Below are 21727 nucleotides of genomic sequence, written 5' to 3'. Positions count from 1 at the left end.
ATTAATTATAAAGAAATTATAAAATTTTGGATAAAAATTCAGCTGTGTATCCAATATGTCATTTAGCAACTTCTTCAGGACTTCCAGATGCAACTATTCTACCACCTTTAATACCACCGTCAGGACCTAAATCAATTAAATAATCACAGTTTTTAATCACATCTAAATTATGCTCAATCACAATTACTGAATCACCTTTATCAACAATGTGATCTAAAATTTCAATTAATTTCTTAACATCATGAATGTGTAATCCAGTTGTGGGTTCATCTAAAACATATAATGTTTTACCTGTAGGTTTGCGCTGTAAATAGGTTGCTAATTTAACTCTTTGTGCTTCTCCACCTGATAAAGTTGTAGACATTTGCCCAAGTTTGATATAACCTAATCCAACATCTAATAAAAATTGAAGTTTTTCGCTGATTTTTTTATGATTTTTGAAAAATTCGAAAGCTGCTTCCACACTCATTTCTAAAATATCATTAATATTTTTATCACGGTATTTGATTTCAAGTGTTTCACGGTTGTAGCGTTTGGCATCACATTGGTCACAAGGGATGTAAACATCTGGTAAAAAATGCATTTCTATTTTCAAATAACCATCACCAGAACATTTTTCGCAGCGACCCCCATTGGTATTGAAACTAAAAGTTCCTTTATTATAACCTCTAGCACGAGCTTCTGCAACATTAGCAAATACATCTCGGATGTCATCAAAAACACCTGTGTATGTAGCAGGATTAGATCTAGGAGTTCGTCCAATCGGGCTTTGTGAAATAGGTACAACTTTATCAATATTAATAAGTCCTTTAATGGTATCAAACTTCGCTTTTCGTTGCGCACTTCCTTCGGTTAAACCTCGCATATGTTGAATTCCTGCAACTAAAATATCATTAACTAATGTACTTTTTCCGCTGCCTGATACACCTGTTATTCCTACTAGCATCCCAAGAGGAATTTTAACATCAATATTTTTTAGATTGTTCTCACGAGCACCTTTGATTTCAATAAAATTTTGATTACCAGGTCGACGCTTTTTAGGTATTTTGATTTGATATTCACCTGATAAATATTTACCAGTAATTGATTCAGGAGAATTAATAATATTTTCTAAATCACCAAAAGCTACTATTTTTCCACCATGTTCACCGGCTTGCGGGCCAATATCAACTATATAATCAGCAGCAAAGATGGTTTCTTCATCGTGTTCAACAACTATTAAAGTGTTACCTAAATCAACCATATTTTTCAATGTTTGAATTAGTTTTTGATTATCTTTTTGGTGCAATCCAATTGAAGGTTCATCTAAAACATATAAAACTCCTGATAAATTTGATCCGATTTGGGTAGCTAAACGAATCCGTTGTGCTTCACCTCCTGACAAACTTTCTGCGCTACGGTCAAGGGTTAAATATTCTAAACCTACATTCTTTAAAAATGATAATCGATCGATAATTTCTTTAAAAATTAGATTCGAAATTGAAAGTTGATGCTCACTAAGTTTTAATTGTACTTCTTCGATTTTTTCAAGCAATTTTTCAATTGACATTTTTATATAATCAAAAATATTCAACTTATCTATTTTTACTGCTAATGCATGCTGATTTAAACGGGCTCCTTTACATAATGAACAAGCAAAGGTTCCCATATATTTTTTTAAATAATCACGACGATTTTCAGAAGTTGTATTGTAATAATGATTTTCAATTAAGGTTATAATTCCTGCAATTTTATCGCGACGGCGATATTTATTCCCTGATGATGAAATCAATACATAATCTATTTCATCATTTTGCGAACCGTATAAAATTCGCTTCATTTGCTCATCGTTCATCTCATCAATTGGTAAATTTTTAGGAATATGATAATATTCTAACATTGCATCATATTCTTGTCATTCAAGATTTTGAGTATTTACAGTATTAGCAAAATATTTAATTGCCCCTTGTTCGATTGTTCTTCATTGCTCAGAGATTAACACATCGATATCTGCTTTAAATTCTAAACCTAATCCCTTACAATTTTCACACATCCCATATGGAGCATTGAACGAAAACATTCTTGGTTCTATTTTTGGAACTGAAAAATCCTTATAAATACATGCATATAACTTTGAATAAATATTTACTTGTTTAGTAGTTAAATTCTCTATTCTAACTATCCCACCTGATTTTTCAGTAGCAATATTAATTGCTTCTGAAATTTCATTATACTTTTGCTCACTTACTTCAATTGCTCTAGTGATAACTAAATCGATGTTATGTTTATTATTTTTATTTAGTTTAATTTCATCTTCAAGTAAATACATATCTCCATCAATTTTTACCCGTGTGTAACCATCATTTTTAAGTTTTTCAAGTAGGTTTTGATGGCTTCCTTTTTCACCTTCAACCAATGGAGCATATATTGCAATTTTTTGATCTTGATTATTTAAAAAAATTTGATCAAGAATATCTTTTGAAGTTTGTGAACTTATTTCAATGTTATGATTTGGACAAAAAACCTTACCAATCCTTGCAAAAAGTAATCTAAAGTAATCATATAACTCAGTTACAGTCCCAACAGTTGAACGTGGATTATTATGAACAGTTTTTTGTTCAATTGAAATAGCAGGACTAAGTCCTTCGATTTTATCCACATCAGGTTTTTTTGTTCCACCTAAAAACATTCTAGAATATGAACTTAGCGAATCAACATATCGTCTGCGACCTTCTTCGTAGATGGTATTAAAAGCAAGAGAACTTTTTCCACTTCCACTGAGACCTGTAAAAACTATTAACTTGTTTTTTGGGATTGTTAAATCAATATTTTTTAAATTATTTTCGCGAGCTCCTTTAATCACTAATACATCATCTTTCATATCACCTCTTTAAATATAAATGTTTATAGCTATATACCAGTAATAAACATTTTATGCTTTATTATTATTTGATTTAGGTATATAATCAATTAGGTTTGGATTATAGCGATATCCGCGGCCTTCTTTAGCTTGTTTTTTACCATTTAATAAGGTTGCATCAGCAGAAAATGAATTATTTAATTTAAATATACTTTGTCCAACTCCATAAAAATCTACAGGTGCATTTGAAGCTTCAAAATATGCTATTTTAGATGCATTAAATCCAGATGAAACAACAATTTTATAATTGTTAGCACCTACATCATCCAATGCCACACGCAATCTTTTTACTTGTTCAACATTAACACCATAAAAATCTGGATTATCAGGTTCATTATCAAACATATGATCCTTCATATTCTTAGATGTATCAATCCGAACACCTCAAACCTTATCACCTAATGCATTCCATACTGCTAACGAATCTTTAACAACATCATTATTGTAATCTACTAAAGCGATAATTTTATCGTTTGGAAAACTATGTTGAAATGCAAGTGTGGCCGCAACTACATCACCATCAAAATTTTGTATTAAAGCATGAGGCATACTTCCGAAAACACTTTCTTGATTGTTTTTTTGAGCAAATTTCTGCATCGGTGTCGATACAATGTGAATACCTGCAATACCAACTGCATATCCATCGATTGTTTGATTGATAAAATGATCAGCACGATCACCCATAAAAATTATTTCTTTGTTATTAGCAACTTTCTTAATATCATATGCATTGGTGGCAATCGAAGTATAGCGAGCCAAAATCCCGTCTATCATACCTTCTCAAATTCCAAAATCTTGATAATGTCCTGTAAGTTCTAATACAATCTCTAAATTATTGATTTTGCTACCATCAGGTAAATATTTAATTTTATATTTAGAAGTGTCAGTTTGTTCTTCAAGTAATCCTAAAACTTCTTGCATTCCTGCTAAAATACTATCATCTCGACGCTGAAAAAACTGTAGTGTAATAATATTTTTTGGATTATGCTGCTTTATAACTTCTTGGGTTTTATTAAAATAACTTGCAACATAATCGGTTGCTTTATCATCCTTTTTATTTTTCATTTTTGCTTCCTGCATAACTGCTTTACGTTGCTCTATCGCTTCAATTCTTTCTTTAGTTTTAATAAAGTAAACTGGAGGTAAGGCTTTTTGTCCTGGTTGTAAGATTCTCAATACTTTTCTAAGGATAAAACCAACAGCAGGCGCCGAAAAGAAAGATAGAGAAATCATTATTAATATTAAAATAGATTTTAAATATAAATTATCTCCACTATAACCTAGTGGATGTCAGAAACTGATAACTGAATAAATTGCTATCCCGCGATCTAATTCGGTATTATATATCTTTGGAATAATATAATTTTCTTCATTAGTTTGTGCTACTATACTAGGTAAAAAGTCATGTTGACTAAGATTTTTAAATTTATAACCAAATGTATATATAAAAATAACAAAAATCAAATATGTAACTGGATAAATCGAAAAACTTCATATAACACGGGTACTTACACGAATTCTTTTTCTTTCTCAAAAAAGAGTAATTATACCAAAGAATGGAGCGATCGCATGTCATACTAAAGTTCGATAAAAATCGTTATCTGTATCATTTCCACCGATGCTAGAATCAACTATATAACCAAATCAAAAAGCTGATACAACTATGATAATATAAACTATTCCAGAAAAATAAAATTTTTGCATTTTACGGGATTTTTTAAAAAACGGAAAGATTAAAATCGTAATTGCCATTAAAACATTTGACATAAAAGTAAATCAATAAGTTGTTCCTCCTCACAATAATAGCACTGCATTAGGAAGCAAACTGCGATATACTTCACGTTGCATATTTGGATTTGAATCTGCTATTTCTTTGATTTTCCTAAGTAAATCTGGATTTTCATTATATACTTTTCAAGTTTCATAACTTTTATCTGCTCAGTTTCATAAAATAATTGAAATATATAAAAGAATAAGATTGACTCCTATAATAAAGGTTGCTCAATCTTTGGAATCGAAATGTTTATAAGTATAATAAAACTTTCTAAAACCTTTTTCCATATATTTCCTTTTATTTAACTGATAATACATAAGACAAACTTTTAATATTATTTTATGTAAATCTAATAAAATCCCCTTAAAATTAATTGAATATTTTTTGGTTTAATATCAATTAAAGATTTTATAGCACTTTTTAACTGGTTACTGATATTTTTAAATAATGTATTTAATGATTTTCGCGATGTTTCTTTTACCTTTATTTCAAGGAATATCATTAGATTTGTATGATTTTCTTCAAATACTAAATTAGGTTTACCAACAACTTTAATTTCTCTAAAATCTGACATTGTAAGTTTTATAATATCTAAAAAAGCACCCTCTTTAACAACATAAATTTGATCTGAATTAAAGGGAACATTAATATAATTTGACATAATTACTCTTTTGATTTACCAGAATACTTACCTGTTTCAGTTGAGATAATAATAATATCACCTTCCTTAATAAACATCGGTGTTTCTAGTTCATAACCTGTTTCAACAATCACTTTTTTTTGTGGATTTGTAGTGGTATTACCTTTTACAGCATCTGGTGCTGATGTAACTTGTAAAGTTACATTAACAGGTAGCTCGATATCCAAAACTTCGTTTTCAAACATACGAATTTGAACTTCCTTTCCTTCTTTTAAAAAGTTCATTTCTCAAGTAACTTTATCAAGTGAAATTTCAATTTGCTCATATGTTTCTTTGTCCATTAAAATAATATTTTCACCATCTGAATAAAGATAATCCATTTTTCTTTTATCGATGTGAGCCGGTTTTACCTTGTCTCCACCTGTATAAGATTTTACGGTGGTTGAACCTGTTCTTAGATTTTTTACTTTTGCTTTAACATTTGCTTGTCCACGTCCTTGTTTAGAATGTTGAGCTTCTAAAACAACAAAAATTTCTCCATCATCTTGAAATGTTATTCCAGGCTTAAATTCATTTACATTTATCATATTTCCTCGTTTCTGACTTTTTTTATGTTTTATAAATTATAACTGAAAAAATTTAAATATGCATCCTTTTTATCTCATAACAAATAAAATCATATTTGTTATTTTGAAGAATTTATATATGGTTTTATCATACGACAACATATTAATCATTTACTTCTATAAATAACATTACAAAAAAATTAAGAATTTATTATGATTTTTTTTGCTCTTATATAAAATATAAAAATATGAAAAGCAAAAATATTTTAATTCAAAAATTAGCTATTAAAAACATCTTAAGCAATTTTTGTGATTTAGAATATCCGTCTTTATCTTACAGTATCGAAGAATACTGTGAGAATCTTTTCGATACCGTCTCCCTGCTGCTTATTTAAACCAATAAGAAAGGAGATATATGTATATTAATTCAGATAATAATCAATCTAAACAAATTGAAACAACTCGTGAAATTAGTTTGAAAAAAACTAAAAAAGCAAATATGCCAATTATCGAACTTAAAGAAGTTGTTAAAGAGTTCGGTGACAAAACTGTCTTACATAAGATAGATTTACAAATCAAGCGTGGTGAATTTGTTACTATGCTTGGTCCATCCGGTTCAGGAAAAACTACCATCTTAAGACTTATAGGTGGTTTTGAATGAGCAACTCGTGGTGAAATTTTATTTAACGGTTATGATATTAAAGACCTTTCTCCGCATAAACGTAATGTTTCAACCATTTTTCAAGATTATGCATTGTTTCCACATTTAAATGTGCAAGGAAACATTGCATATGGTTTGAAATTAAAACGTATTAAAAAAGAAGAAATCAATCAAAAACACATCGATTTACTTAAACATAAAATTGAAGAATGAACCAAAAAAGCTGATGCAAAAATGGATAAAATTGATACACAGCAAGATAAATATATCGAAGCTTTAAAAAAGATACCGGCAGATACATCGCAATATAATCGCATCCAAAATTGGTTGGATGATTTAGATTTTAAATATTCTTATTGAGAGAATTATGTTGCTCAAAAGAAGGAAGCATTTGAAAATAGATATTTCAAACGTAAGATGACTGCTAGTGAAATGGATGAAAAAATTGAAAAAATCATCGAATTAGTTGGTTTAAAAGGTAATGAAACTAAAGCAATTTCTGAGTTATCAGGTGGAATGAAGCAACGTGTTGCTCTAGCTCGTAGTTTAGTTATTGAACCTGAAATTTTGCTGCTTGATGAACCTTTATCTGCTCTGGATGCTAAAATCCGTAAAAAGATGCAGGAGTTACTAAGAAGTGTACAACAAGAATTAGGACTCACTTTCATCTTTGTAACCCATGACCAATCTGAAGCACTTGAACTTTCTGATCGCATTGCTGTAATGCGCGATGGAATAATCGAACAATATGATACACCTAAAAACATATATGACTACCCTGTAAATATATGAGTTGCTAGATTTGTTGGAGATTCAAATATTTTTGATGCTAAATTTTTACCTAACGGGAATGTAAAATTGTTAGGTAGAGAATTCAAAACTATCCATGATATCGAAGAATTCGGAAGTGAAAACACCCTCGATGCATTAATTAGACCTGAAGATATAGATATAACAAGTAATCCAACATCGATGAGCGGAAAAATACCAAGTTATGTAAAAGATATTTCCTACCGAGGAAGTTATTATTATTTAACAGTTGAAACAGAAGATGAAGATATTTTATATGTTGAAACAGCCAAAAAATTCGACATTGATGAAAAAGTATATTTAAGTTGAACAATTGATACCATTCATTTGATGAAAAAAGATCCAAAGTGAGATTATACAACTAATGTTTTCAAAAATTAAACAAACATTCACTTTTGACAAAAAAGCCTGGTTATTCTTACCTTACTTATTAATTGCAATTTTCTTAATTGTATTACCTGTATTAATGATTGTTATCAGTGCTTTTTCAGCAACCAATAATGAATCTTTTGATGCAGCAGTGTTGCTTAAAGATCTTAACACTTGAAACATTATTGGTCGTTCATTATGAATAGGAATTGTTTCTGCCTTCTTATGCTTAATCATCGGTTTTCCATATGCTTATTTTATTTCAACATCTAAATCAAAAATCTTTAAACTTTTTGCATTAAGTTTAATGATTAGTCCTATGGCAATTTTTACCATTGCTCGAATTTACTCAATTAAAGGTTTAGCATTAGCTATTTTTCATACAAATCCTAAAACACTCAATAGTGAACTTTTTATAATCTTTGGTCTTACCTATTTAAACCTACCTCTAATGGTTTTACCTTTATATACAGTATTTAAAGATATGCCAAAAAATATTATTGAAGCAAGTAATGATTTAGGATACAATAATATTCAAACAATGTTTAAAGTTATCGTTCCATATGGAACTAAAGCTATATTAAGTGGTTTAGCAATTATTTTCTTGGCTAGTGCAACAACCTTTGTAATTAGTGCAAAATTACTTCCAGATGGTTCACAACATCAACTTATCGGAGATTTAATCAACTCAAAACTAAATCCTGGTAATAAATATGATCTAAGTAGTGGTTCTGCACTTGTTATAGTGGTTTCCGCTATCTTCATCGGTGTATATTCGTTATTTATATTCATACCAAAACTCATTTTTAAATTTAAAAAAGGAGCACACTATGAATAAATTTACTGAATTTTTAAGACGTAGTTATATTTATATTATTTTAGCAATTATTTATGTTCCTTTAATAACAGGTGTAGTATTTAGTTTTAATCAAAAAACACCAAAAGGTGAGTTTAATCCAACTTGAACTAAAGGTGTTTTTGAAAACTGAGTAACTTTATTTGATAACGGACGTGGACTTGCTTTATTAAACACAATTTTATTAGCAATTATTGTTTCAACATTAGTTGTTATTATAAGTTTAATTACCGTTTATGCTCTCTATCGACAAAAAAATCGTTTAATGCGTTCTACTTTGACAGCAACATCAAATATCCCACTTATCAATCCTGATAACATTACTGCTTTAGGTCTTGTATTAGTGTTTTCATTGTTTTTTGGTATTGTTGCAGTTGATTCAGAAGGTTTTGGTAGATTGATAGTAGCACATACAATTATGGCATTACCTTATGGAATTTCTTTAATGCTACCACGTAGTGAAAAATTTAACAATAACCTCTTCGAAGCATCGCAGGATTTAGGTTACTCAAAAACTCGTGCATGATTTAAAACCTACCTTGTTTATATGATTCCATCAATTATTACAGTTATTTTAGTTTCAAGTGTTCTTAGTTTTGATGACTTTATCATCACACGCACTGTATCAAATGCAAGTACTTTAGGTACAAAATTATATGAGGGTGCATTTGAGCCATGGGGATTGGTTATCGGTTCAATCGTTTTATTTATTACTATTTTAGGAAACATTGGTTATGCAATTTACAAAACCAAGAAAAAGGGATAAATGAAACTAAATAAGAAACTTTTATTAGCATCAACTATTGCGATAGGTGCAATTTCAGGTTTCTCAGCAGTTTTAGCATCAAAAGTCGAAAATCAATTTAAACCAAGTTTTTATAACTATAAATCATATATGTCTGATGCTAATATTGCTCAACTTGCACATACATTTGATTATAAAGAATTCGATGAAATTAATCAATTTAGTAATGCATTAATTAATAACAAAGCAGTTGCTGGAATTGGTTCAGAATTTTTAGCAGTAGAACTTGCTAAAAAACAACTTATCGGTAAACTCAATTACTCGATTTTCTTCAACTTACCACAATATTCTAATTACTTAGAATATCAAACTTTAAAACATCAATTGGATGATCTTAAAAAGCAACTCATTGACAATCCGAATAACCAAAAATTAAAAGATGCATATAATGATATTTTAATTAAATATCAAGATGCACAAAAATCATACATTCAAATTAAAAATTATGTTCGCTTATCGATGCGTCCAGAGATATGAGAACATTTAAATCGTTACGATTTAAGCAAAAAAGGTGATAACAACAGCGATGAATCATTATGAGAATACTTTTATCCATATTATTCACAAGATATGGTAGTTGCATATAATATTCATAAAATTAATAAAGAAAAGCTAAATAAGAATGCCTTTGATGAAGATTCAGGAATTGACTTTAGCAAATATGCTGATAAATTTATCACACCTAACAAAAGCAGTATAAAAGACCCATATGCATTAATTAATATTTTAAAGACATTAAAAGTTAATGGTTATCAAGACTGAGAAATCACCGATGCAATTCGTGATAATATGCTGTATGGTTCTGCTTACTGACCACTACCTGATGGTGGTCGCACTTTAGACAAATTTACTGGTGCAGTAGTAAAAGATGATTCTTCGACTAATACACAACCATATAAAATTCTTATCGATTCATTTGCAGACTTAATTAAAGACGGGACTGGTTTTGATGTTCGCAATGCAAAACATATAAGTTTAAAAGGTGATGGATTAGAAATAGCAAATGATTTAATCAATAAAAAACGTCCCGATGTAACATCTGCAATTATGTATAACGGGGATGCAATTGATGCATATTATAGTGAAGATAACTTTCCAGATGTTCCTGATGGATCAATTCGTGCTGTTAAACCACACCAAAACATTCTTTTAGTTGATGGTATAGTTATTTCATCACATATTCCAAAAGAATTAAGCAATGAATATCAAAAAGCTATTTCTCAAGGTTATTATTCATATCTTAACGATATCGGTAGTAGGTATGATAAACTCGTTAACCAAAAAATGATATCTACTTTTAATGAAAACACATCTGATGCAGAGATTGCTAAAGCACAAAATTTAGTGACTGAAGAATATGTAGCTAATGTATGAAAGGATTTAAAAACCCTAGAGTTAGGCAAAATTGATTCTTCAGATATAAAAACTAGTGATATTAATACATTTATAAATTCTTTATACAATGAAATTAACTTAGCATCAAAACAAAACGCTGAAAAATTCAATGAATTTTATAAACTAAGAGATGACTACGATCAAGGTAACGATGTAGATCAAGAGCAAAGAATCTCATATGTCCCACATCTTTTAGAAAATTATCTTAGTAAAAATTATTCAGAATTTATAAATAAATTTTCGCAATTAGCACAAAAATCACAAACTGATTTGTTTACTATTTCAAAAGAAGAATTTATTAATAAAGTTTCAAAAACAATAAGTGATAAAATTCTTGCTACTTATGTTTATTCAGTTGTAAACAATGATCTTTCAGATGAAGATACATCTGAAACAATTAAAGGATTATTTGATGATGCTTTAAAAGAAACAAATGAAAAAAGTGATAGTGAAAAACAAGAAATATGAACCGAATTTATAACAAGTTTTATTGCTAAAATGCTGGCAAATGTTAATATATCAGATAAAGAATATTTGGCAAAACATCTTAATTTAGAAAATTTTGATTATGTTAATTATGATCCGGTGGCTATCACAGACTATGAGGTAGTGCTTAGAAATTATTTTAATGATAAATACGAAGGTCAGGACTTTAATTTAATAAATATTTATGAAATTAAAAACACTGATGGGATGATTCACGAAGCAATCCAACCTGTTGATGATAAAACCTTAAGTCAAATTACAACTTACTATTTTTCAAAAGTAAAATCTTAAAATCAGGGGAACCTGATTTTTTTACTGAAAATAATTTCATACAAAAGAGTATAATTAAATTAGCAGGTTATTATGAAATTAAAGAAATTTTGAAAATATATTATTGGTTTATCTAGCATTTCAAGCCTTCCTTTAACAATGTCAGCAATTTTTGCAAATCAACCTAGAGACATTAAAAAATACAATCATTTATTTGATAAGTTATGAGATAAACTAGGAATCCACGAAAGAACTGATAAAAAGATTAAAATAGGTATCATCGATGGTGGATTAGTTGATTATCGAATTTTAAAATTTGATGGAAATACAACTTTAAATATTGATAAAGAAATAAATGAAGATAATTATAATATTCTAGGTTCAATTAATAATCCAAATGTTGTTAATAGTAACAGAGTTAAATATGACCCTAACCTTACTGATGATAAAATATATGATTTTTCCAAGATGAATCACTCATTTTTAGATTATTGAAATAAAAATTATCATGCAACTGAAATTGCTTCAATCATTGGTAGCGATTCTGGATTACTAAAAAATGCTGAAATTTATTCAACAAGTTATAATAGAACATATAATGCAAGCAATTATGACATATTAAAAGAAAATTTAGAGTTCTTTAGGAAAAATAATGTTGAATATATTAATATGAGTTATTCAACCTCATATCGCAAACTACTAGATCTAAATAAAATGAATGAATATTATAAAAATAGTAATCTTTCATATATAAACAATATTATAGATATTTTAAATGTAGAAATTAACACAGATTATCCAGATGAAGCCGCATTAATCGATGAATATGCATATAAATATAATATGAAATTTTTCATTTCTGCTGATAACGAAAATCTTAAAACACCAAATCATATAATGGAGGTTAATAAATGGATAAATGAAAAACTTAATTCTAAACCTACTACCTATCAAAAAATAATATTAGAAAAGTTAAGAGATACAATTAACCAGAACCCCACCTTTTGAAAAAAAGCTTCTTCTATCCAAAGAACTAAAAACACTTTTATAATCGGTGCATATAATTTTAATAATGATCAAATTGAAGATTTTTCAAATGGTAAAATTAAAGGTTTTGAGGATTCTCCTTTAGGTATAGGTCCAGATAAATTTAGTAATCAATCACTTTTTTTAAATGATCAATGATGAAAAACAGACACATTAGTTGATGATCCAGATTATTGACGATGATCAGGAACAAGTTTTTCTACACCTGTTTTATTAGCTGCTTCTGCTTTACTATCGGCAATAAAAAAACCTAATTCAAGTTATCAAGTTCCAGAATTAAAAGCTATTTTAATAGCAAGTTTTGATTTAAAACAATATAATGATAAAATCAATATATTACCATTAAACCTTGGTGCAGGATATATAAATTGAGACAGAATGAAATTTTATGCAGACAATGTTAGAAAATACAGTATATATGATTTATATTACAGTAAGTCAAAACAATTGACATATAAAAATCTAATCTCTGGTGGTGAAAAACCACTTGCTGCTTATTCTACATATTCTGATTTATGAAGATTATCAAATTCTGAGAGAAGAAAACTAAGTGTTTCTGAAATACATAATCACTCTAATATATTTAATGTAGGTATGGTAGGTGTTATTTATGCAAATTCATGATGGATTTACAGACAATACCACCTTTCAACATTAAAAGTTAATTATCCAAATCTGAACAATGATAATAGCGATGCAACAAATCGCAATATGTTTGTAGCGGGTAGAAATTATCATTCATGACCATATGAATTTACCTTAACTATTAAACTAAGAAATGACTTTGAAAACACAAACCTTACAAACAAAAATGTCTATTACATTTTAAATGATAAATATGCTATTTATGAAACTCGTTCAAAATTAACAGCAGAAAAATCATGACCAGAAACCTAATAAAATTATTGTGTCTATGTTTATCTGGTCCTTTATTAACAGTTTCGATAGCATGTAGTCATTATGAAAATAAAACTCCTTGGGAAGCAAAAAACGAATCAGAAAATAATGATCAAGTAAGAAAACTAAAAGAAAATTTGAAATCTCAAAATTTAATTCTTGATACTAAATATTCAAAATTAAACAATATTATCGATAAAGAGCACTCTTTTTTTGCTTTAGTAACACAAAACAATGAACAAACTCTAACTTTCAAAAAAATAAGTAGTTCTTATAATTTTCAATGAAACTATGATAATATCAAGAACATATTTTCAAATGATAAAAATAATTTATTTTATAAAAAAAATAATAATATGGTAATCGAGATGTTACCAATTAAAAATGAAAATAAAGTTCTTATAAATTTATTATTTGTAAGAGATATCGAAGGAGATTTTTTTCCAATTCGTGTTTACAATTTGATTACACAATACGGTGCAGAACCAATAGGATATCCAAGTTACTTTTATTATTATCCTGACAAAATTGAGAAACTGAATAACAGTTCTATCAATACTGTAAAAAATGAAAATAATCAAATTAATATATCTATAAAATTAAAAAATAATAATATTAGTCCAGTAACTGAAACAAATCAAATATATACAAAGTTTAAAGATAACATTAAACTTCCCTCATATAAATCGTATTTATTCTATAGTAAAAACTATGTTCCAGATAAAACTCTTGTTCCTAATAAAATTATTAAAATTCAACAAAGAGAATTTGATGATATATGATATGCAATATATTATAATCACTTTGAAGGACGCATTTGAACTCGAAATAATGTAGAATTTGTTTCAAATTATGATAAATATGCTAAATTAACATCAAATACGCAAACATCTGTATTAAAATTACTTGCTAAGTCATATATAATAAATTTAAAAAATACTAAATTATCTTATGATAAAGATGGTAAACCAAATAATATAAAAATTACTCTTTCGTAAAAATAACACAACTATTTTTGGTTGTGTTTTTTTGTGTTTTATACCAACTTTAAAATAAAAAACTAAGTTTTCAGAAGTATGTTTTCTTTTTTATCTAGTATACAGACAAATAAATTAAGTTACCATATTTTTATAGCAAAGAAAAAATGATAAAATAAATATAAGTATTTTAATACTTATTTTTATAAATCACAATAAACTAGGATTCGCTTGGGTGTGCTTGAATAATTATAAGTGCTAGGTGTTAGAATAGTTTATTTAGACAAAACAAACTAAAGGAAAAAAATGACAAATCAAAGTAAAACTGAAATTAAACCTGAAATTAAGGTAGAAAAAACTAATAAAGAAACAAAGGAAGTTAAAGAAAACAAAGAAAAAAATCCTATTGTTTCAAGAACAAAACTTTTAGAAGCCGGAGCATATTTTGGACATAAATCACATTCATGAAATCCAAAAATGAAGGAATACCTTGTTCCAAATAAAATGAATAAAGGCGCTCACATTATTGATATCTTTAAAACACAAAAATATTTAGAATTTGCTTACTCACTTGTAAATTCATTAGCCGCTAAAAATGCACAATTTATTTTTGTAGGAACTAAAAAACAAGCTCGTGATTCTGTTAAAAATGCAGCTGAAAGAACAAATTCATTTTTTGTTACTGAAAGATGACTTGGTGGAACATTAACAAACAATGAAACAATTATGTCTCGTGTTAAAAAGATGGAAGAATTAGAAGAAAAGGCAGCTAATAATTTTAAAGGTTATACCAAAAAAGAGGCTTTAAATTTCAAAAAAGAATTAGACAAGTTACATAAAAATCTAAATGGTATTCGTAATATGAGAAGATTACCAAATGTTATGATTGTAGCAGATCCATTGCAAGATGAAATCGCCGTCAAAGAAGCTCGTAGAAAAGGATTAAAAGTAATCGCTATTCTTGATTCGAATGCTAACCCTGATGCAGTAGATTTCGGTATTCCTGCCAATGATGATTCATCAAAATCAATTAATTTAATTATGACAATTTTAGCTGATGCAATTGCTAAAGCAAGAGGTGGGCAACAATTATTTGCATATCAAGATGATGAAAAAGTTATCTTACCAGAATTTCAATCAAAAAATACAGAAACAAATAATTAGGAGTAAATTATGTCAGTAAATAAAATAGAACTTATAAAAGAATTAAGACAAAGAACTAATTCAGCATTAATTGATGTTAAAAAAGCTCTTGAAGCAACTAATTATGATATCGAAGCAGCTGTTAAATGACTAAAGGAAAATGGAATTGTTAAAGCTGCAAAAAAAGCTGGCAGAATTGCTGCTGAAGGTGCTGTTACTGCAATTACCAACAAATATCGTTCATTATTAATAGAAATAAACAGTGAAACCGATTTTGTTGCAAAAAATGATAAATTCTTAGAACTTGTTCAACAAATCTCTCATGCTATTTTTGATGCCAATGTATGAACTAAGGAAAAAGCATTAGAAGTTATTTTACCAAATGGTTTAACAGTTGAAAAGGCATTAATTGAAGCAACATCAGTTATTGGAGAAAAAATTTCATTCCGCCGTATGTTTATGGTAAAAGCTAATAATGGTGAAATACTAGGAACATATGTTCATACTAATAATCAAATTGCTGCTGTTGTTAAAATAAAAGGTGCAGATATTCATGCTGCAAAAAATGTTGCAATGCATGTTTCAGCAATGAACCCTGAAGTTACATTAGTTTCTGATTTAAGTGAAAAACAATTATCAGAAATAAAAGAACGTTTTGAAAAACCAGTGGCTTTCGAATCAAAACCTGCTAAAATTCAAGAAAAAATCTTTCATGGTTGATTAACTAAACAACTTTCAGAATTTGTTTTAGAAAAACAAGCATTTGTAATGCAAGATTCTATTTCAGTTGGTCAATACTTAAATGATCATGGTAGCCAACTTGTATCAGCAATAAGATTTGAAGTAGGTGAAGGGATTGAAAAAGCACAATCAAACTTCGCTGCTGATGTTGCTGAAATGGTAAGGAAATAATTTATATTAAAAAAAGGAGATTATGAAAATTCAAAAATTAAAAAAATGAAAATTACTTTCTAGTACATCTTTATTAACTTTGTCCGTTGCTTTAGTTGTTGCATGTACACCAGAAAAAACAACACAACAACCACAACAATCAAAGGAAATTGTTTTAAAATCAAAACAAATAGACGAGATGTTAAAAAGAGTAAATTTATACAATCTTAACTCTGAAAAATATCTTGAGAATAAAAATAAATTCGATGAATTAACTAATTCAAAAACTACTACCATAGAGCAATTAAATGCTTTATATAATAAAATATTATCTGATTATAATGCTGCTGCTTTATCAGTTATTCCAAATCTGTTTACTGAAAATTCTGATTTAAAAGTTGAAGTTGATTCACTTAAAAAAGAAAATACTAAAATTCAAGAAGAAAGTACTAAACAGCAAAAACAACATGAGGAGTTATTAAAAAAACAAAACGAACAAAATGCTCAGCATAACAAAGAAACTATCGAACAACTACAATCAGATAAAGAAAAATTAGAGAATGAAAACCAAGAAATTAAAAGTAGTTTTTTAAAGCGACATTATTCAGGCAAAAAAGCTTTGATTGAAATAAATGATTTTACTATCTTATTTTTAGAAAAAACTATAGAAGAAATTAGAGAAGCAAAAGACATAAGTGCAGCAAATAAAAGATCATTTATAAATCAAATTAATCGTTTAATTGAACCACTTAAAAATAATCGTGAAATATATCAGCAAACTGTAGAAAACCGTGCATCATTATGAAATATCGCTTCAATAATCGAATCTAGAATTTCATATTTTTCTCGAATTTCAACTGCGTTACAAGATGCAAAAATTAAGTTACCAAAATTATTAGAATCCAATAAATCATTTATGAACGATTTATTTAGATGAAGATATGATAACATTGTTGCAATCGAACAACAAGTTAGTGCAACTGATAAATCAAAATTTGTATCTACAAACCAAACAGATGGGCAAAAAGTTAAGGATGAAAAAATCCAACAATCAAAAGTTTTTGCATTCACAACAGCAAGATTAGGTGGATTAAATCTGCAGACATTAATGTCAAATGATAAAAAACAAGATGCAAACCTTATTGCAGAAGCAAAACCATTTCAAGAACAATTAATTAATTATGCAACTTTTTTATCACAAATTTGAACTCCTAATTATGCATCAAAAGCAACTTCTTCTGATGGTAATCCAATAATTGACAAGAGCAAATGATTTATCGACTTTGTCATAAGTGACTTTCCACTTTCAAATGCTTTATTAAAAACCGATGATATTTTAAGTCTTAAAAATCAAGCTCAAGAGCTTCATAAAAAATATGCTGATTATTTAAAAACGCTTGGAGATGGTTTTAGAAGTATATACTACTATAAATTGAACAAACCTTTTTATTCCGCTCTAGGTAATTTAAAATATATTGATTATTTTAATGGAGAACAAACTAAATTAGGAATTTTAGGATATCTTACACAAGCAAATTCAGATTTTAGTAAATATAAACTAACTGCAGATAATCTTAAATCTGATTTAGAAAAATTCAAAAAAGAAAATACTGAATACATTAAAAAAATTGATGACAAAATTACAGAAATAACTGCTAAAAAATCGCAAAACGATGGTAATCAAAAATTTCATAATGAAAAAATCGATCAACTTTTAAAAGATTTTAATACTGAGTATACACCAATTAAATCTAAAACTGAAGATGATATGCTAAAAACTTTCGATAAGAAACTTAAACTTAGATTTTTATATGAAAAATTATTAGTTTTATCTAATTTATACTTATATTGAGAAGATTTAGGCTTAAATCCTGACTCACAGGAGCTAAAAGATCAATTAGGATATCAAAAAGATACTTCTGAAAATAATAAATATAATTACTATATTCCTGGTCAAGAAACTATTGCTTGAATTCGTCAATGAACTAATTTATATTCTGATCAATGAAATGATTTATCATTAGAATCAACAGTAGTCGATACCGATGCTTATAATACAACTACTAAATCTTTATTAGATATATCGCAAAACGATAATATTGCTTATATCAATAGCACAGATGCAAATTCATTTGTATCAACTTCACAATCTTTTGATGCAAAAACTTTTTACAAAGAATTTGATGCACTAGAGAAAAATTACTTTTTAGCATCAGAAAAAGTATTTAAAGCAATACAAAGTAAAGATGCCAACCTTGAACAACTTAAACAAGAACTAACAGATGCTCGTAATGCTTACTATACTAAATTAAATGATCCAAACATCAGTTTTAGATCGAATGCTTTTACTAAATTTGATACGTCTGTGTATGCTCCTGCAACACAAATCAAGGCTGCATTCACCCCATACACACTTGCAAATGCATTTGCAACTTTCAAAGCTTCATTAGTTGTTTTAGAACATTTAAATACACTTTGAAACACCACAGAAACAACAAAAGTAACTTCAAATAATCCTAAATCACAAGCAAGCACTAATGAAAATCAAGGAGCAAAAGAACAGGTTAATACCGAATCTAATAACAAAACTACAAATAATCAACCTGCAGAAAACAAATCAACAAAAACAAATACAAACTCGTAGAGTTTGTATTTTTATTATCATTAAAATATACATAATTGTAAATTAGTTTTTTTGCTTTATCATAGCATAAAAAAATCAAAAAATATTTAAAAAATAATTTTTGATATTCTGCTTTTTTGTTATAACTTATATATAAATTATATGGAGGTTAAGATGTCATATAAACGTAAGAATTTCATTCTCTTAGCAGCTATTTCTGGTAGCTTAATTTTATCTAGCAGCATTGCTTCAGTAGTTTATCAAACATCAGCTCAAATTCTAAGTGGAAGCAAAACTGATTTATCAAATCAAGATGCTAGATTAATTCCTGAAAACAAATTAAACACCAATCTAGCAAACTCATCAAATATAGATAATAACTTGCAAAAAATTAAAGAGCAGCCTACTAATCCGGTTGTTATTAATATCGCTCCAAGTCAACCACAAAAAGAACAACCAAAAGAACCTATCATAAAACCTGAAAATCAACCAAAACAGCCAAAAGAGCCAATTATAATAAATGCACCAGATTTTAAGCCACCACAAACACAACAAAAACCTATTGATTTACAAAAACCAGTTGTTATTACTACACAACCTGTAAAACAAGAGCCGATAAAACAAAAACCACCTGTGCAAAAAGTAGAGAGCAAACCACAACCTTCTGCACCTGTTATAGTCGAGCAACCTAAACCTATACAACAACCAACAACGCCAAAACCTACTCAACCTATTACAAATACACAGTATAACATTGACGGAATCGGAGATGGTTATACAGAAATAAATATTGCAAACACAACAGCAAGGGCTAAGGTAGATTTTAAGGTTATACCACATGAATATTCTAAACAAGATATCGAAGATGGAATTGCCAATCCGAAAGGATACCAAAATGTTACAACCGGAAAAATTATCTCTGTTGAAGTAACACCACAACTTATTGCAGCAGATGCTAAGGTTGCTATCGATGGGATTAATGCTAATGCAGGTAAAATTGCAGATGCTACCGATGATTCAGAATCTGAAAATGCTCCATATATACTATCTAAAGGTTTTTGAACTGGAATAAATGATCGTTTTGGTAGAATCGCTGAAGAAATTATAAGACATAAAAATGATCCAAGATATCTGCAATATATTAAACAAAACTATCGTGATATCTATTTAAAACGTAATTTTAATAGCTTCATAGAAGAAAAAGTTTATGTTGTTTTCCATCTCGATCGCAGCAAATTTACTAATCTTTCACAAAGAGCAATCGATTTTCTAAAAAAAGGTTACACACTTGATCCTGATAATGTATTTATTAATGAAAATGGAGAACTAGATAGTTATGGACAAGAACTACCTCCTGGATTTAACCGTGTAACTGCAAGAGTTACCAGAGATAACAAATACAAAAGAGCTTTTGGTTATGATGACTGACAAGCTATCACACCAGGAAATTTAGAAGAAGGAAATTATCCAGGTTGAACTAAAACCGATGTAACTAATGAACCAATTTTTAGCAAATATGTTAATAACACACCTGGAATTAAAGTTTATGATTATACCCGTGATGACAAAAGCCCAACCTTACGCAACCAAGGGTATGCGCTCTATATTGATATGAATGATCCAAATGCTTACCAAAAAACTGCTTCATTAATTAAAGAACTTGAAGAAAATAAAATACAAATTACTTCATATCGCTTTAATAACTTAGGTAAAGCAAGTGCTGCACAAAAATATATTGATATCTTTAAATTGCTTCCTAATCATATTCCACAACTACAATTATTCTTTGATGCTTCAGCAACTAATACATCTGCATTAATTGCTTTAAAAGACAAAAACATTGATGAACTAGGTTTATATACCTATGGAAATCCTGTTTTAGATGCTTGAAGTTATAACCCTTGAGCATTAAACAAAGTTGCTTGAATTAATACTAATGATTATAATCCTAACCAAAACTATAAAAAGAACATCCCGATAGCAACACGAATCATCTTTGATACCATTGCTTTTGATGAATCAAATTATTTAAAAAATACTTCTGATCCATATAAAGAAATTAATTTAGGTTTAAGAATGGTATATTGAACTCGCAACAATGAACCATTCTTTCAAGGTAGTTACGGATCTGGATTAGATCCAGATACCAAAGAAAAAGATAACTCATATCCTCAAGGACTTGATTTTTCTAGGGTACCAGAAATTAAATCATTAAAAGGATTAATATTTTCTGATAATCAAAAAGCATCAAATAATAAACCACGTAAAATCCGTCGTTTAAAGTTATATAATAATTCGCAAATTTTTACAATGACTGCAGACGATATTAATAATGCGGGATTTAATGAAAACTTTGTACTTAATTCCCCTCAACTAGATTCAAAAATTACCTTTAGCAACGGAGAAACTAATCAATTATATATCAGTGGTAACGGAACACTTACATCAACCGGTTTATCCGAATTAAGAACATTAACAAAAACCTTATACCAAGAATTTGCAAGTAAACCTATTTTAGTTGATAAAATTGCTACTAATTTAGCAGCACAATTACAACAAAACGGATACAATGTGCAAGTATATAGTGATCAAGATACATTAGAAATCACATAAAGGAA

General features: G+C 28.3%; 14 protein-coding genes. 10 read left to right on the top strand and 4 right to left on the bottom strand.

Annotated features, from left to right (window positions below):
- Nucleotides 1–16: 16 nt before the first annotated feature.
- From uvrA to efp, 4 genes are all read right to left on the bottom strand, one after another.
- Nucleotides 17–2860 carry an excinuclease ABC subunit UvrA gene (gene uvrA, locus ACXYRP_RS00240; RefSeq protein ID WP_458614947.1) on the bottom strand — a complete coding sequence of 948 codons (2844 nt, stop codon included), beginning with the start codon at nucleotides 2858–2860 and terminating at the stop codon, nucleotides 17–19.
- A gap of 51 nt (nucleotides 2861–2911) precedes the next feature.
- Entirely contained in the window at nucleotides 2912–4960 is a 2049-nt protein-coding gene (locus ACXYRP_RS00235; protein ID WP_458614946.1) for a nicotinate phosphoribosyltransferase, read from the bottom strand.
- 62 nt (nucleotides 4961–5022) lie between these two features.
- Nucleotides 5023–5334 (bottom strand): MMB_0454 family protein, encoded by a 312-nt coding sequence (locus ACXYRP_RS00230; protein ID WP_458614945.1) that lies wholly within the window; start codon nucleotides 5332–5334, stop codon nucleotides 5023–5025.
- Between the two features lie 2 nt (nucleotides 5335–5336).
- Nucleotides 5337–5900: an elongation factor P gene (gene efp / locus ACXYRP_RS00225; RefSeq protein WP_458607375.1), complete on the bottom strand. Its 564-nt coding sequence runs from the start codon at nucleotides 5898–5900 to the stop codon at nucleotides 5337–5339.
- 394 nt (nucleotides 5901–6294) lie between these two features.
- On the opposite strand from efp, the gene ACXYRP_RS00220 reads away from it, so the two are divergent.
- The 10 genes from ACXYRP_RS00220 to ACXYRP_RS00175 all read left to right on the top strand — a co-directional run bounded on the left by ACXYRP_RS00220 (nucleotide 6295) and on the right by ACXYRP_RS00175 (nucleotide 21722).
- Nucleotides 6295–7731, top strand: a complete 1437-nt coding sequence (locus ACXYRP_RS00220) for an ABC transporter ATP-binding protein (RefSeq protein WP_435130417.1) — start codon at nucleotides 6295–6297, stop codon at nucleotides 7729–7731.
- The gene (locus tag ACXYRP_RS00215) at nucleotides 7715–8557 is read left to right on the top strand and encodes an ABC transporter permease (RefSeq protein ID WP_435130416.1); all 843 of its coding nucleotides are present in this window, start codon (nucleotides 7715–7717) and stop codon (nucleotides 8555–8557) included. The genes ACXYRP_RS00220 and ACXYRP_RS00215 overlap by 17 nt, the downstream gene beginning before the upstream one ends.
- The gene (locus tag ACXYRP_RS00210; protein WP_458597317.1) at nucleotides 8550–9341 is read left to right on the top strand and encodes an ABC transporter permease; all 792 of its coding nucleotides are present in this window, start codon (nucleotides 8550–8552) and stop codon (nucleotides 9339–9341) included. The genes ACXYRP_RS00215 and ACXYRP_RS00210 overlap by 8 nt, the downstream gene beginning before the upstream one ends.
- Nucleotides 9342–11552 (top strand): type 2 periplasmic-binding domain-containing protein, encoded by a 2211-nt coding sequence (locus ACXYRP_RS00205; RefSeq protein WP_458614944.1) that lies wholly within the window; start codon nucleotides 9342–9344, stop codon nucleotides 11550–11552.
- A 72-nt stretch (nucleotides 11553–11624) separates the two neighbouring features.
- Entirely contained in the window at nucleotides 11625–13475 is a 1851-nt protein-coding gene (locus ACXYRP_RS00200) for a S8 family serine peptidase (RefSeq protein ID WP_458614943.1), read from the top strand.
- Complete coding sequence (locus ACXYRP_RS00195) at nucleotides 13460–14473, top strand: hypothetical protein (RefSeq protein ID WP_458614942.1); 1014 nt, start codon at nucleotides 13460–13462, stop codon at nucleotides 14471–14473. The genes ACXYRP_RS00200 and ACXYRP_RS00195 overlap by 16 nt, the downstream gene beginning before the upstream one ends.
- A 285-nt stretch (nucleotides 14474–14758) precedes the next feature.
- Nucleotides 14759–15616, top strand: coding sequence for a 30S ribosomal protein S2 (rpsB, locus tag ACXYRP_RS00190; protein ID WP_435130408.1), 858 nt, complete (start codon nucleotides 14759–14761; stop codon nucleotides 15614–15616).
- A gap of 9 nt (nucleotides 15617–15625) precedes the next feature.
- Complete coding sequence (tsf, locus tag ACXYRP_RS00185; RefSeq protein WP_458614941.1) at nucleotides 15626–16507, top strand: translation elongation factor Ts; 882 nt, start codon at nucleotides 15626–15628, stop codon at nucleotides 16505–16507.
- 22 nt (nucleotides 16508–16529) lie between these two features.
- The gene (locus tag ACXYRP_RS00180) at nucleotides 16530–19130 is read left to right on the top strand and encodes a coiled-coil domain-containing protein (RefSeq protein WP_458614940.1); all 2601 of its coding nucleotides are present in this window, start codon (nucleotides 16530–16532) and stop codon (nucleotides 19128–19130) included.
- A gap of 153 nt (nucleotides 19131–19283) precedes the next feature.
- A complete protein-coding gene (locus tag ACXYRP_RS00175; RefSeq protein ID WP_458614939.1) occupies nucleotides 19284–21722 on the top strand; it encodes a putative immunoglobulin-blocking virulence protein in 2439 nt (812 codons plus the stop codon).
- Nucleotides 21723–21727: the final 5 nt, after the last annotated feature.

The sequence above is a fragment of the Mycoplasma sp. 5912 genome, assembly GCF_054353835.1.
Note: the sequence above shows the minus strand (reverse complement) of the source record. Positions and strands in the feature narration are given on the sequence as shown.